Source organism: Pseudomonas sp. R1-6 (assembly GCF_051132115.1).
Lineage (GTDB): Bacteria > Pseudomonadota > Gammaproteobacteria > Pseudomonadales > Pseudomonadaceae > Aquipseudomonas.
Genome location: NZ_CP071662.1, coordinates 2823448 through 2838424 on the forward strand (window position 1 = coordinate 2823448; position 14977 = coordinate 2838424).

The window sequence follows — 14977 nt, forward strand, 5'->3', positions numbered from 1 at the left end:
TCGTTCTTGTGGGAGCGAGCCTGCTCGCCAAAGCGGCGTGTCAGCCCCATCATTTCCGTTGACCCAGCGGCCACGGGGATCTGTGTACGGCGGCCTATGCGAGCAACTGGCTCAACACCGCCCGCAACTTTCCAGGCTTGACCGGTTTGTTCAGCAGCGGCGCGTTCAGTTTGCGCAAGGCGCGGCGGCATTGGTCGCTGCGGTCGGCAGTGATGATCACGGCGGGAATCGCCCGCTGGAAATGCTCGCGCAGATGCCTGACCACCTCGCAGCCGACCACACCATGATCAAGGTGGAAATCCGCCAGGATCAGTTCCGGGGCACGGCCCCGCAGGACGTCGAGGGCAGCGGCTTGATCGGTGGCGGTCAGCACTTCACAACCCCACTGTTCCAGCAGCGCCGCCATGCTTTGCAGAATGCTCACTTCGTTATCGATGACCAACAGCCTTCGACCCGGCAGCGGATTGCCCGCCACTGGCTGGACCGGGACCTGGGACATGGGCAGCGGCCGCTCGGCCGACAGCGGCACGTCGATGCTGAACACCGAGCCGCGTCCCGGCCGCGAACGCACCTGCACCCGATAACCGAGGATATGGGCAATGCGTTCGACGATCGCCAGTCCCAGGCCCACGCCCTTGCGATCCGCCGCACGACCGACGTCCAGTTGGTTGAACTCCAAGAAGATCGACTCCAGGCAATCAGCGGCAATGCCTCGCCCCGTGTCCCAGACTTCCAGACGCAACCGCCCTCCCCGACGCCGAGCCGCCAGCAGGATGCCGCCCTGGTCGGTGTATCGGCAGGCGTTGCTGAGCAGGTTGCGCAGGATGCGAGTGATCAATCGCAGATCCGTCAGTACCGCGTCATCGGCAAACCGCACGCGCAATTCCAGGCCCGCGGCACCGGCCACCGATTGGAACTCGGACACCAGCGGCGCGAGTAGCTCATCCACTCGATAAGGCGCCAGGTCCGGCCGGACAGCAGCTTGATCCAGGCGGGAGATGTCCAGCAGGTCAGTGAGCAAATCCTCGGCGCCTTCGAGCGCCTGGTGGGTCCGCTCCACCAGTACGTGTTCCGGGGCGGGCAGTTGCCGCTCGCGCAACGTCGCAATCAGCAAGCGCGCGGCGTTGAGTGGTTGCAACAGGTCATGGCTGGCGGCGGCCAGGTATTTGTCCTTGCTGCGGTTGGCCGCCTGGGCGGCGTCCCGGGCATCTCGCAGCTGTTGCTCGACCAGCTCGCGCTGGGCAATTTGCTGCTGCAGGTTGTGATTGGCCTCCAGCAACGCATCGGTGCGTTCGGCCACCCGTTGTTCCAGTTGATCATTGAGCTGTTGCAGGTGCCGTCGGGCCTGCTCCAGCTCATCGAGGCGCGCCGCCAGTTCAGGGTAGTGGCTTTTGCGCGTCGAGTGGTTGCCCAGCCCCAGCAGGCCTGCCAGGGCTTTTTGCTGCTCCTCAGAGGGCTTCGCCATAGACGACCTCGACATCCCGCTGGCTCGACTCTCGAGGGTTGGTGAGGATGCACGGATCGTCCATCGCATGTTGCGACAAGAATGGAATGTCCGACGTGCTGACGCCATGCAGTCCGAGGGTTTCATGGAAGCCGATGGTGTGCTTGAGGGCGATCAGGTGCTCCACCAACCGGGTGCGGATCTGCCGATGGTTGAGGCCCCGGCAATCGATGCCCAGGGTCTCGGCAATCACTTTGAAACGCTCCGGTGCCGAGGTGTAGTTGAACGCCACCACATGTTCCACCAACACTGCGTTGCACAACCCATGGGGCAGATCGAGGAAGCCCCCCAGGCTGTGGGACATCGCATGCACGGCGCCGAGGATCGCATTGGAGAATGCCAACCCGGCCTGCATGCTGCCGAGCATGATCTTCTCCCGCAGGGCGACGTCCGCCGGGTTGGCGATCATCTGCACCAGGTTGTTGTTGATCAGCCGCATTGCCTCCAGGGCATGGGGATCGGTCAGCGGCCCGTGGCCCGTGGAGACGAACGCCTCGATGGCGTGCACCAGGGCGTCGATACCGGTACAGGCGGACAGGAACGGGGCCATGCTCAAGGTGGTTTCCGGGTCGATCAGCGACACGTCCGGCACCGCCGCCTTGCTGACGATGGAAAACTTCATGCGTTCCTGCTGATTGGAAATGATGACGAACTGCGAGACGTCGGCCGAGGTGCCGGCGGTGGTGGGAATCAGGATCAGCGGCGGGCTGGGCACGTGCAGCGTATCCACGCCTTCGAATTCAAGGATGCTGCGGCCATGGGCAACCACGATCCCGATCGCCTTGCCACAGTCCATGGGGCTGCCGCCACCGACCGCGACGATGACGTCGCAATGGTTCTCGCGGTACGTCTCGGCACCGAGCATCACTTCCTCGACCCGTGGGTTGGGCGAGACGTCGCTGTAGAGGCAGTAATCGATGCCCTGGGCTTGCAGGCTGGCTTCGACATCGCCGACCCAACCGGCGGCGATGACCCCGGGATCAGTCACCACCAACACCTTGCGCGCGCCGAAGGTCTTGGCGTAGTTGCCGACGTTGTGCCGACATCCTGCGCCGAACATGATTTCAGGGGAAACGAACTTGCGCAGCGGGCTGAGGCTCATTTTTTCAGGGGGGCTCATCGGTAAGCCTGTTGTTATTGTCATGGGATACGTTGAGCCTAAAGCATCCCGCCATGAATGCAATCCGACCAATGGGGAGCCCGGCCCGAACGCATCAGGCCGGGCCGGCGCTCATCGGTTGGCGAAGTACATCGTCACTTCAAAGCCGATACGCAGGTCGGTGTACGCGGGTTTAGTCCACATGGGTCTTTCCTCTTCTTGTACCGGGCGATTCCGGCAGGTTCATTAATGCACGGGGCGACCAGGGCTCGAATGCTACTTTCGAAGCAGTGGGTGGGGTGCGTTGGTACTACTGGAGCAGCGAGCACTTGTGGCGAGGGAGCTTGCTCCCGCTGGGCTGCGCAGCAGCCCCAAAATAGCAGCCACACAATCAATATGTGCATCAAGGAAAGGGCCGCTTCGCGGCCCAGCGGGAGCAAGCTCCCTCGCCACAGGGTCACTGCAACTGCCTTGTTATCTCCCAGGGTCAGAAGAACCCCAGCGGATTGATGTCATAGCTCACCAACAGATTCTTGGTCTGCTGGTAATGGTCGAGCATCATCTTGTGGGTTTCACGCCCGACGCCGGATTTCTTGTAGCCACCGAACGCCGCATGAGCCGGGTACAGGTGGTAGCAGTTGGTCCAGACGCGACCGGCCTTGATCGCCCGGCCCATGCGGTAGGCGCGGTTGATGTCGCGGGTCCAGAGGCCGGCACCGAGGCCAAACTCGGTGTCGTTGGCGATCGCCAGGGCTTCGGCTTCGTCCTTGAAAGTGGTCACGCCCACCACCGGCCCGAAGATCTCTTCCTGGAACACGCGCATCTTGTTGTGGCCCTTGAGCAGGGTCGGCTGGATGTAATAGCCGCTCGACAAGTCTCCTTCAAGGCATTCGGCCGCGCCGCCGGTAAGCAGTTCGGCGCCCTCTTGCCGGGCGATGTCCAGGTACGAAAGAATTTTGTCGTATTGCTGCTGGGACGCTTGGGCACCGACCATGGTCTCGGTGTCCAGCGGGTTGCCGCGCTTGATCTTGGCGATTTTCTTCATGACCTCGGCCATGAACGGCGCATAGATCGATTCCTGCACCAAGGCACGGGATGGGCAGGTGCAGACTTCGCCCTGGTTGAAGAACGCCAGCACCAGGCCTTCCGCCGCTTTCTCAATGAACGCCGGCTCGGCTTGCATGATGTCTTCGAAGAAGATATTCGGCGACTTGCCGCCCAGTTCCACGGTGGACGGGATGATGTTCTCGGCCGCGCACTTCATGATGTGCGAACCCACCGGTGTGGAGCCGGTGAAGGCAATCTTGGCGATGCGCTTGCTGGTGGCCAGGGCCTCACCGGCCTCGCGGCCAAAACCATGGACGATGTTCAACACGCCGGCCGGCAGCAGATCGGCGACCAGCTCGACGAACACCGTGATCGACAGCGGCGTCTGCTCCGCCGGCTTGAGCACGATGCAGTTACCGGCGGCCAGGGCCGGGGCGAGTTTCCAGGCGGCCATCAGCAGCGGGAAATTCCACGGGATAATCTGCCCGACCACGCCCAGCGGCTCGTGGAAATGGTAGGCGGTGGTCAACTCGTTGATCTCGGCGGCCCCGCCCTCTTGCGCGCGAATGCAGCCGGCAAAGTAGCGAAAATGGTCGGCTGACAACGGTACGTCGGCGTTAAGGGTTTCGCGCACGGCCTTGCCGTTGTCCCAGGTCTCGCTGACCGCCAGGATTTCCAGGTGCTGTTCGATGCGGTCAGCGATTTTCAGCAGGATCAGGGAGCGGTCCTGGACCGACGTCTTGCCCCAGGCATCGGCGGCGGCATGGGCCGCGTCCAGTGCCTTGTCAATGTCGGCGGCGCTGGAGCGCGGAAACTCGCCGATGACTTCGCCATTGACCGGCGAAGTGTTGGTGAAATACTCGCCGTGGACCGGCGCGACGAACTCGCCGCCGATGAAATTGCCATAGCGCGGTTTGAAGGAAACGACGGCGCCTGGGGTTCCGGGTTGTGCGTAGATCATGATGGGCCTCTGCCTGGTCGATGCCTGTCGCGGGACAGGCGATAGGCCGATGGTAGAGAGCCCCGCGCGGTGGACGAATGCGTCATTGGCAGGGGGCTCTCTCGTTATTTGGTCGTAGGTTTCAAGCAATAAGCGCAAGTTCAAGGCCGGCGCAGGCCCTTGTGGCGAGGGAGCTTGCTCCCGCTGGAGTGCGCAGCACTCCCCGCTTTTGGCGGCTGCTGCGCAGCCGAGCGGGAGCAAGCTCCCTCGCCACGGTTCTCGGCAACGTTTTAGCGCTTGGCGACAAGTTCCTTCGGCAACTTGAAGGTCCAGAGCATGCCGCCCTGGTTGAAGTCCTTCACGCGCTTGGCCACTTCACCGCCCCACAGCGGCACCGCACCGCCCCAACCCGAGACCACGGAGACGTACTGTTCGCCGTCCATTTCCCAGGTGATCGGCGAGCCCAGCACGCCGGAGCCGGTCTGGAATTCCCAGACCTTTTCCCCAGTCTTGGCGTTGAACGCCTGCAAGAACCCTTCAGGCGTACCGGTGAACACCAGATTGCCCCTGGTGGTCAGCACCCCGCCCCACAGCGGCGCGAAGTTCTTGTGGCGCCACACTTCCTTGCCGGTTTTCGGGTCTATGGCCCGCAGCACGCCGATGTAATCCTCGTTCAGCGGCTTGATGGTGAACCCAGCGCCGAGAAACGCCGCGCCTTTCTTGTAGGCGATGCCTTCGTTCCAGATGTCCATGCCCCACTCGTTGGATGGCACGTAGAACAGACCGGTGTCCTGGTTGTAGGCCATCGGCATCCAGTTCTTCGCGCCGAGGAATGCCGGAGCGACGAAGACTGAGCTGCCCTTGGCCTCGCTGCCCGGCGCACCCGGACGGCTGGCCTCGTTGTAAATCGGACGGCCATCCTTGTCCAGGCCAGTGGCCCAGGTGATCTTGTCGACGAATGGGAAGCCGCGGATGAACTTGCCGTTGGTGCGGTCGAGCACGTAGAAGAAGCCGTTACGGTCGGCGGTCGCCGCCGCCTTGATGTCCTTGCCGCCGTCCTTGTAGTTGAACGAGATCAGCTCGTTGACGCCGTCATAGTCCCAACCGTCATGGGGCGTGCTCTGGAAGTGCCATTTGATGGTGCCATCGTCCGGGTTCAGGGCCAGGCGCGACGACGAATAAAGGTTGTCGCCAGGGCGCAGGTGGGAGTTCCACGGTGCCGGGTTGCCGGTGCCGAACAGCAGCAGGTTGGTCTCCGGGTCGTAGTAGCCGCCCAGCCAAGGCGCGGCGCCGCCGGTTTTCCAGAGATCGCCCGGCCATGTCTTGCCCGCCTCGCCGCCGGAAATACCGTTCTCCACGGCCTTGCCGTCCTTGTAAAGGTAGCCCATGTGGCCTTCAACGGTCGGCCGGGTCCACAGCAACGCACCATTTTTCGGATCGAATGCGGTGATCTGGCCGACCACGCCGAATTCGCCCCCCGCCACGCCGGTGATGAGCTTGCCATTCACAACCATGGGCGCGGCGCTGATGGAATAGCCTTCCTTGTGGTCGGCGACCTTCTTGCTCCACACCACTTTGCCGGTGTCCTTGTTCAGGGCCACCAGCTTGGCGTCCAGCGTGCCGAAGAACACCAGGTCGCCATACAACGCCACGCCCCGGTTGATCACGTCGCAGCAAGGGCGGATGTCATCGGGCAAGCGCGCGTCGTATTGCCAGAGCTTCCTGCCGGTGCGCGCATCCACCGCAAACACCCGAGAGTAGGAGCCGGTGAGGTACATCACCCCGTCTTTGATCATGGGCTGGGCCTGTTGACCGCGCTGCTTTTCACCGCCGAAAGAGAACGCCCAGACCGGACGCAGGTCCTTGATGTTATCGACATTGAGGGCATCGAGCGGGCTGTAGCGCTGGCCCTGCACGCCCAGGCCGTTGGTCACGACCTGCTGCGGATTCTTCGGGTCCTGGAGAATTTCCTGGTCGGTCACGGCGGCCAAGGCCGAGCCGGACAGCAGCATGGCACTGAGCAGCAGGCTTACGGCGAAGGGCTGGCGACGTGCGGGATGAATCATGGCGGCTACCTCTGCGATTATTGTTATACCCGGGAAATTTTCCCGGTCTGTCGCAGATTCTTGGGCCGGGGGCCGCCGCTAACAATTGCCCGCTGTGTTGAGTTTTCTAGTTCCTTGGTACAGGCCAGCAAACTGTGGCGAGGGGATTTATCCCCGCTGGGGCGCGAAGCGGCCCTTAAGCTTGATAACTCGATATGCCAGATAGATCCAAGGGGCCGCTACGCAGCCCAGCGGGGATAAATCCCCTCGCCACAGGGTATGAGATCAGTCAGGGTTTTGGGTATCCACCCGCGTCATCCCCGCCCGCTCATAACGCGGGTAAAGATGACTGACGCTGCGGATCAACTCATACCGGCTCAAGCTGATCCCGGCGAAGCGCTCGGGGATGGGGCTGCGGATCATTTCGGCCATGTCGTCGCCCCGGGCGGCGCCCTCGCGCATCAGTTGGTCGAGCCAGCCCAGGTAATCGTGCATCTGTGCGAAAGGCCGGGCGTCGATGGCCACCGGGCCGTGGCCGGGGACGATCTGCTTCCAGGGCAGCGCCTGCAGCGTGTTCAGATCGTTGAGCCAGATATCCAGGCCGGGGCTGTTCGGGGTGGTCAGGGCCCGTTCATAAAACACCAAATCACCGGCAAACAGCACGCCGGTGGTTTCATCGAGGATCGCCAGGTCCGCCCCGGTGTGCCCGGCCAACGCAAGCAGGCGCAGCGAGTGATCGCCGACCTTCAGCGTACCGGGGCTCAGCGCCTGGGTCGGCAAAACCACTTCGGTGTCGCGCATCCAGTCGCCCACCAGGCGGTACATGTTTTCCGCCATCGCATCGCCCTGCTGCCGCAGCAAGTCCGCGGTGCCCGCCAGCGCACCAACAGGCACGCCGTTGAAGGCCTGGTTGCCCAGCACATGGTCCGGGTGATGGTGGGTCAGCAGCACCTGGATCACCGGTTTGTCCGTCGTCGCCGCGATGGCCTGGCGTAGCGCCTCGCCATAACGCTTGGACGGGCCGGTGTCGATGACCACCACCCCGACGTCGGTGACGATGAACGCCGTGTTGACGATGTTGCCACCGTTGGCCTTGGCGAAATTATCCGTGCTGCCTTCCAGCAGCCAGGTGCCCTCGGCGATCTGCCGGGGCTTGAGGGAATAATCGGAGGACCACGCCGGCAGGCACAGTCCAAGACAGATCAGCAACAACCAGCGCATGGCGCGCTCCTTGTGGTCAGGGAATGGCCGCCTCGAATTCGTTGCCGCTGTTGTCTCGCAGCACCAGGCGGGTCTGTCCCGGGCCTTGGATGTCGAAGCCCAGGTTGGGGTTTTCACTGACCGCCGGGAACAGCTCCAGGCGCGCCAGCAGCTTGCCGTCAGCGTCCAACAGTTGCGCCTGGTTGAGGAAAAACTCAGGGATGCCGCTCACCAGGCCGTTGTCCATGGGATGGGCTATCTGCAAGCGCAGGCGATTCGAGTCCCCACGCGGGTAGCGCCCGCCCAGCACTTCGCCCAGGTGTTCTTCCCAACCCGGTTGGGTGCGCACCACGCTGGGCGCCGTGCAACCACCACCGGCCGCGTCGATCAACGCCGAGCCAACGTGCCACAGGCCGTCGCGGGTCTGTACGGCGGCACGTAACGGCGTGGCCTGCTCGATACGAATGCGGATCGACAGCCACGGCAGCACCCGCTCCGAAGGTTGGAAGTCGACGATTTTCGGCAGTGGGTTGAGCTCGGCCCACGCCAGCACTCGTACAACATCGCCGGTGAACGCCCTGGCATCGATTTCCAGCGGCACCTGCCGCGCATCTTCGGCAAAAGGTGGCGCCAGCAGCCGCACCCGGTCGTCGAAAACGAACGGTGCGTCAGCCAGCAATTGTTTGTGATAGAAGGCCCACATCACCGATGGCACCGGATCCTTTCCCGGCTCGATTGCGCTAACCATCAATGGCAGCCAGCCCAACAGCAGCCCCAACACACGCCAGTTCATCCTGCGCTCCTATTGGTACATTTGCGGTACTTCGTAGCGCAGGCCATAGCGGGCATACACCGCCTTGAGGCTGCCGTCGCGAATCAAGCCTTCCAGCGCCTCCTCCACCGCATAGGCCAGCTGACGGTTGCTTTCATGCACCGCCATGCCGATCTCCCAGCGCTGCTTACCCATGTTCGGATAAGCGTTTTCAGCGAGGGCCAACTGCGAGTCGGCAGCCTGATGTACTTGCCAGTCGATCTCGCCGCGCATCGCCATGACCGCATCGACTTCGCCGGCCCGCATGGCCCCGAAGGCTTTGGCAACGCTGGGGTAATGGCGAGTCTTGGCACTGAGCATGCCGTTGAACACCGAGGTCAGGTAGAACGATGGCACGCTATCGACTTCGACGCCGATGGGGTGCCGCTGGAACACCGCGACACTGCCCACCGAAGCCAATCGACGGCGGTCATACGCCACCTGCCAGCACTCCTGCTGATATGGCCCGAACATCACGACCTGGGCGTTTTCCCGTTCGCCAATGTCGTTGCGCCGCTGCACATAGTCGTGATCGTACGGCACTCGCATCATCAGGTCGGCCAGTTGCCGGTCGTGCAGCGGACTGCTGCGCCAGATGTAGTCGCGCAGGTCATCGTCGAGCTTCTCGCCAGGCGGCGCCCACATCAGTTTCAGCCGCACGCCCATGGCCTTGGCCAAGGCCTGGGCCAATTCAACGTCGACGCCCCTGGGCTGGCCCTGGTCTTCGAAACTGTAGGGGGCAAAGTCCTTGTAGACCGCGACCTTCAATTCGCCGTCGGCGATCATCTGGTCATAGCCGCGGACCTGCGCCTGCACCGCCGAGCCCCACAGCAACAGGCTGCACATCACCCAGGCGAACAGGCGCATGGCGGTCACTCCTCGACGTGTACGCTGTCCAGATAGGTCCGCACCGCCCACAGCGCTTCCTGGCTCAGGTAGTCGGCCATCTTCGGCATATAGACCCGGCCGTCGCGCACCGCGCCATGGCGCACCCGTTCGACGAACCATTCGTCACCGGCTTCGGCGGCATCGAGCATGCGCAAGTCCGGGGCGATCCCGCCGGACTTGGCTTCCAGGCCATGGCAGGCCGCGCAGTTCTGGTTGTACGCCGATGCGCCGATTTCGACTGCTTTGTCCCGTTCGGGAGCATTGCGATAGGGGTTTTGCGAGGCCCAGCCATCCGCATCCAACGGCAGGTTGGTGTCTTTGATCGGGGTCAGTCCCTGGGTTTCCACTGCCTGGGGCACTACGTTGCCATGGGCCCATGCGGAGCCTGCGCCGGTCAGCCCCATCAGCAATGCGGTAGCGATGATGGCGTTGCGTTTTGTTGTCATTGTTATGCCCTCGAAATTGCACGCAAGACCTCTTCGCAGAGGCCGTGCCGTCATCTTAGGAACCGTCTGCCCCCAACCGAATGCTGCTTTGGTGGTCGCGGTCTAGTTCCTTGGTAGCAGGCCATCCGACGCTAGTCGCAAAGACAGGCGCCCTGGGAAGTTTTCCCGGCGAGGGCGGGACTTTTTCCGTATCGGACCAGGGGGGCGAGACCCGACCCTAGTCAGGCCAAAACCTCACTGGGAATCCCACCATGACAATAAAAACGCTCCCTGCCCTCTCGTCCCTGACCGTTGCCTTGCTGCTGGCCGGCAGCCTGTCCCTGGGCCCACAGGCCAACGCCGCCGTTACCTGGGAAGACATCGCCAACGATCACCTGACCACCAAGGACGTGTTGCAATACGGCATGGGCACCAACGCCCAGCGCTGGAGCCCGCTGGCCCAGGTCAACGACAAGAACGTCTTCAAGCTGACCCCGGCCTGGTCCTATTCCTTCGGCGACGAGAAGCAACGCGGCCAGGAATCCCAGGCCATCGTCAGCGACGGCGTGGTCTACGTCACCGGCTCGTACTCACGAGTGTTCGCCCTCGACGCCAGGACCGGCAAGCGCCTGTGGACCTACAACCACCGCCTGCCGGACAACATCCGCCCATGCTGCGACGTGGTTAACCGGGGCGCGGCCATCTATGGCGACAAGATCTACTTCGGCACGCTGGACGCCCGGGTCGTCGCCTTGGACAAAAACACTGGCAAGGTGGTGTGGAACAAGAAGTTCGGCGATCACGCCGGCGGCTACACCATGACCGGCGCCCCGGTGCTGATCAAGGACAAGACCAGCGGCAAGGTCTTGCTGATCCATGGCAGCTCCGGCGACGAGTTCGGCGTGGTCGGGCAATTGTTCGCCCGCGATCCGGACACCGGTGAAGAAGTCTGGATGCGCCCCTTCGTCGAAGGCCACATGGGGCGGCTAAACGGCAAGGACAGCACCCCGACCGGCGACGTCAAGGCGCCGTCCTGGCCCGACGACAAGACCACCGAGACCGGCAAGGTCGAGGCCTGGAGCCACGGCGGCGGCGCGCCCTGGCAAAGCGCCAGTTTTGATCCCGAGACGAACACCATCATCGTCGGCGCGGGCAACCCCGGCCCGTGGAACACCTGGGCGCGCACGGCGAAGGACGGCAATCCCCACGATTACGACAGCCTCTACACCTCCGGGCAGGTGGGCGTCGACCCCAGCACCGGTGAAGTGAAATGGTTCTACCAGCACACGCCCAACGATGCCTGGGACTTTTCCGGCAACAACGAACTGGTGCTGTTCGACTACAAGGACAAGGACGGCAAAATGGTCAAGGCCACCGCCCACGCCGACCGCAACGGCTTCTTCTACGTGGTGGACCGCAACAACGGCAAACTGCAGAACGCCTTCCCCTTTGTCGACAACATCACCTGGGCCAGCCACATCGACCTGAAGACTGGCCGCCCGGTGGAAAACCCTGGCCAGCGTCCGGCCAAGCCATTGCCCGGTGAAACCAAGGGCAAGCCGGTGGAAGTCTCACCGCCATTCCTCGGTGGCAAGAACTGGAACCCCATGGCCTACAGCCAGGACACCGGGCTGTTCTACGTACCGGGCAACCAGTGGAAAGAGGAGTACTGGACCGAGGAAGTCAGCTACAAGAAAGGCTCGGCTTACCTGGGCATGGGCTTTCGAATCAAGCGCATGTATGACGACCACGTCGGCAGCCTGCGAGCCATGAACCCCACCACCGGCAAGGTGGTTTGGGAGCACAAGGAGCCGCTGCCACTGTGGGCCGGTGTGCTGGCGACCAAGGGCAACCTGGTGTTCACCGGTACTGGCGATGGCTTCTTCAAGGCCTTCGACGCGAAAACCGGCAAAGAGCTGTGGAAGTTCCAGACCGGCAGCGGCATCGTCTCCCCGCCCGTCACTTGGGAGCAGGACGGCGAGCAATACATCGGCGTGACCGTTGGCTACGGCGGCGCCGTACCGTTGTGGGGCGGAGACATGGCCGAACTGACCAAGCCGGTGGCCCAGGGCGGTTCGTTCTGGGTGTTCAAGATTCCGAGTTGGGATAAGGCGACGGCGCAGAAATAACCTGAACCAACTGGGTCCTGACCCACACCACCCCCTGTGGGAGCGAGCTTGCTCGCGATAGCGCAGTGTCAGTCAAATCAATGCCGGCTGAACCACCGCCATCGCGAGCAAGCTCGCTCCCACAGTTAACATCGAGTTCCTGCCATGAAATTTTTGCCATTACTGCTTCTGTTCATCGGCGCCGTTGCCCATGCCGATGACCCCGACACCCCACTGACCCTAAACGGTTGCCTCATTGCCGAATCCAGCCAATGCCCCGGCGCTAACCTGCGGGGCGCCCACCTGGCCAACCAGGACCTGCGCAAGATGAACCTCGCCGGCGCGGATCTGCGCGACGCCGACCTGCGCCATGCCCGGCTGGACCTGGCGAATCTAGAGAAGGCCCAGCTACAGGGCGCCAACCTGAGTCGCGCGAGCCTGCAACAAAGCAACCTTCGCCTGGCGGACTTCAGCGATGCCACGCTCAAGGCGATCCAGGGCTGGGGCCTGTTTGCCCAGGGCGCGCAGTTTCAGCGAGCCGACCTGACGGCCGCCTATCTCCAGTTCGCCCGCTTGTCCGGCGCCCGCCTGCACGACGCCAATCTGCAAGCCGCCGACCTGGAAATGGCGTGGCTGAGCAAAGCCGACCTCAAGGGCGCCGACTTGCGCGATGCCAACCTGCAGGAGGTCAAACTGGGCGAAAGCAACCTGGAACGGGCGAACCTGACGGGCTCGCGGCAGCATTACGGGAATTTCCAGGATGCGAATATGCAGGGGTGTGTGGGCTGCCCGACTTCTTGGAAACAATGAAGCCCGTGATTTTCACCCAGCCACCCGCACCACCCCCATATCGATCCCCAAATGCACCAACTCGGCATGGGAACTGACCTGCAACTTACTCTTGAGCAACGTCAGGTGGTTGGACACGGTCTTGGCGCTGATGCATAGCTGTTCGGCAATGGTGCGCGCGGGAGTGCCATTGGCGAGCATGACGAAGATCTCCAGCTCGCGCTGGGTCATCGATTGCAGGCGTGGATCGCTGTCGTGGCGGGTGGTGGCGCAGGCCAACTGAGTGGCCAGGGCCTGCTCGATGTAGGCATGGCCGGCCAGCACTCGCCGTACCGCCTCGATCAATACCTGCGGCGCCGAATTCTTGGTCAGGTAGCCCGCAGCGCCCGCGTCCAACGCCTGGCGAACCAACGGCAACTCGTCGTGCATGCTGAAGAACAGCACCCGCAGTTGCGGCAAGCGTTGACGCAGGCGCCGGGTGGTTTCCAGCCCGCTGATCCCCGGCAGGCCGAAGTCCATGATCACCAGGTTCGGCACTTGTTCCTGCACCTGGCTCAACGCCTCTTCGCCGCAGGCCGCTTCGCGCACCTGCAGCTGTGGCATCAAAGCCCGCAACAAGCTGGCGTAGCCCTGCCGAACCACGGCGTGGTCGTCCACCAACAAAATGTTCATGAGGCCTCCAAGGGAATATTCAAGGCCAGCGCCCAACCCGCCCCGGGCCGGCTGATGATGCGCAGCTCACCACCAAGGCTGCGCGCCCGTTCCGCCATCGAATGCAGGCCCACGCCGGCCCGGGAGGGCTGCTGGGCACCGCGTCCGTTATCGCGCACCCATAGCCGCAGGCGACCGGCGCGGTGCTGCATGCGGATCCGCACCTGGCTGGCGTCGGCATGCCGTGCGATGTTGGTCAGCGCTTCCTGCAACAGGCGGTACAACTGAGCCTTGTGCGATGCGGCCAATGGCGGCGGTGCTCCATCGACCCGTAACTGACAGGCGATGCCGTGGCTGTCCTGCCATTGCCGGGCCAACAATTCAATGGCCTCACCCAACGGCAGATGCTGGAGCACGACCGGATACAAGTCGTTGACCAAGGCGCGAAAGCCTTGCTGCAAATGATCGCAGTGTTCTTCCAATTCGTTGGCGGTCTGCTCCAGCACGGGCGGCTGATGAATCACCAGGCGCAACAAACAGGCCCTCGCGCGAATACCTGCCACGTACTGGCCCAAATCGTCGTGCAAGGTTTGCGCGAGGGACCTGCGCTCCTGCTCCTGGACGGCCAGCAACGCCTGGGTCAGCCGCGCATTGTCGGCCCGAGTCTGGGCCAGGGCGTCGGTCATGCGGTTGAAATGCGCCGCCAATTGCTGGGCTTCCGATAGGCCCTCGGGCCGCAGATGCACTTGCAGGTCGCCGCTGGACACCTGGTGCAACGCCTGTAGCAACTCGTCCAGCAGGCGCATGCCCCGGCGCACCGCCCAGCGGATCGCCAGCAGGCTGAGCAGCAACGCCATCGCGCAAACGCCAAGCAACTGCACCAGGGAATCGAAGATTTCATCGACTTCGTCACCGGGGTCAACGGCAATCCAGGCCCGACGACTGTCCTGCAACTCGACGATCTGGGCGGCAGGCCCTTGGGCCAGGAGTCGACGCCCCAACCAGGCGTTCAAGCCAGGCTCCTGCGCCGGCGCGTTTTCGCCGGGCGCCAACCAGCGCACCCGAACGTGACGCAGGCTGCCGGTGAGCCGCGACTGGAGGCTGGCCGGGTCGCGCTGGGCAGTCTCGCGCAGGTAATGCACCACCGACTCGGCCGATTGCAGTTCGCGTCGCACATCCACCGTGGCCTGGTGCAACAGCAGCGTTGCGCAGGCCAGGGTGATCAGGGCGAAGAACGCCGTGACCCAGAGGTTGATGCGCCAGAGGGCAGACATGGTCAGTGCTCCGCCCCCTGTCTCGCACCGATCCCCTGTGGGGGCGCGCCTGCTCGCGATAGCGGTGGTTCAGCCAGCCTCAAGATTGGACGTGCCGCCGCCATCGCGAGCAGGCTCGCTCCCACAGGGGCCGTGGCGCGTCGATCCACGCCGATCAAGCTCAGGATCAGTAACAACGGCAACAGCAGCGTCTTGA

At 63.3% G+C, this 14977-nt stretch carries 13 protein-coding genes; 2 read left to right on the forward strand and 11 right to left on the reverse strand.

Annotated elements, in window-relative coordinates; translation table 11 throughout:
* Nucleotides 1-94 precede the first annotated feature (94 nt).
* From J3P81_RS12815 to pedF, 9 genes are all read right to left on the reverse strand, one after another.
* Nucleotides 95-1465: an ATP-binding response regulator gene (locus J3P81_RS12815; protein WP_434558874.1), complete on the reverse strand. Its 1371-nt coding sequence runs from the start codon at nt 1463-1465 to the stop codon at nt 95-97.
* Nucleotides 1449-2606, reverse strand: a complete 1158-nt coding sequence (ercA, locus tag J3P81_RS12820; RefSeq protein WP_434564107.1) for an alcohol dehydrogenase-like regulatory protein ErcA — start codon at nt 2604-2606, stop codon at nt 1449-1451. Before ercA ends, J3P81_RS12815 begins: the two co-directional genes overlap by 17 nt.
* A gap of 129 nt (nt 2607-2735) precedes the next feature.
* Nucleotides 2736-2807 carry a pyrroloquinoline quinone precursor peptide PqqA gene (gene pqqA, locus J3P81_RS12825; protein WP_003243383.1) on the reverse strand — a complete coding sequence of 24 codons (72 nt, stop codon included), beginning with the start codon at nt 2805-2807 and terminating at the stop codon, nt 2736-2738.
* A 283-nt stretch (nt 2808-3090) separates the two neighbouring features.
* On the reverse strand, nt 3091-4611 hold the full coding sequence (gene exaC / locus J3P81_RS12830) for an acetaldehyde dehydrogenase ExaC (protein ID WP_434558876.1): 1521 nt from the start codon (nt 4609-4611) through the stop codon (nt 3091-3093).
* A gap of 269 nt (nt 4612-4880) precedes the next feature.
* A complete protein-coding gene (locus tag J3P81_RS12835; RefSeq protein ID WP_434558878.1) occupies nt 4881-6656 on the reverse strand; it encodes a PQQ-dependent methanol/ethanol family dehydrogenase in 1776 nt (591 codons plus the stop codon).
* A gap of 264 nt (nt 6657-6920) precedes the next feature.
* The gene (locus J3P81_RS12840; RefSeq protein WP_434558880.1) at nt 6921-7856 is read right to left on the reverse strand and encodes a quinoprotein relay system zinc metallohydrolase 1; all 936 of its coding nucleotides are present in this window, start codon (nt 7854-7856) and stop codon (nt 6921-6923) included.
* Between the two features lie 16 nt (nt 7857-7872).
* Nucleotides 7873-8628, reverse strand: a complete 756-nt coding sequence (locus tag J3P81_RS12845) for a quinoprotein dehydrogenase-associated SoxYZ-like carrier (protein WP_434558882.1) — start codon at nt 8626-8628, stop codon at nt 7873-7875.
* 9 nt (nt 8629-8637) lie between these two features.
* Nucleotides 8638-9513 (reverse strand): substrate-binding periplasmic protein, encoded by an 876-nt coding sequence (locus J3P81_RS12850; protein WP_434558884.1) that lies wholly within the window; start codon nt 9511-9513, stop codon nt 8638-8640.
* A gap of 5 nt (nt 9514-9518) precedes the next feature.
* Nucleotides 9519-9980, reverse strand: a complete 462-nt coding sequence (pedF, locus tag J3P81_RS12855) for a cytochrome c-550 PedF (RefSeq protein WP_420763890.1) — start codon at nt 9978-9980, stop codon at nt 9519-9521.
* A 251-nt stretch (nt 9981-10231) separates the two neighbouring features.
* Between pedF and exaA the strand changes: the two genes are divergently transcribed.
* Both exaA and J3P81_RS12865 read left to right on the forward strand, forming a co-directional pair.
* Entirely contained in the window at nt 10232-12088 is a 1857-nt protein-coding gene (gene exaA / locus J3P81_RS12860; protein WP_434558886.1) for a quinoprotein ethanol dehydrogenase, read from the forward strand.
* Between the two features lie 144 nt (nt 12089-12232).
* Nucleotides 12233-12877 (forward strand): pentapeptide repeat-containing protein, encoded by a 645-nt coding sequence (locus J3P81_RS12865; RefSeq protein ID WP_434558888.1) that lies wholly within the window; start codon nt 12233-12235, stop codon nt 12875-12877.
* Nucleotides 12878-12889: 12 nt separating this feature from the next.
* Here the strand turns inward: J3P81_RS12865 and J3P81_RS12870 are convergent, their stop codons facing one another.
* A complete protein-coding gene (locus J3P81_RS12870) occupies nt 12890-13528 on the reverse strand; it encodes a response regulator (protein ID WP_420763887.1) in 639 nt (212 codons plus the stop codon).
* Nucleotides 13525-14781, reverse strand: a complete 1257-nt coding sequence (locus J3P81_RS12875; RefSeq protein ID WP_434558890.1) for a histidine kinase — start codon at nt 14779-14781, stop codon at nt 13525-13527. Before J3P81_RS12875 ends, J3P81_RS12870 begins: the two co-directional genes overlap by 4 nt.
* Nucleotides 14782-14977 lie beyond the last annotated feature (196 nt).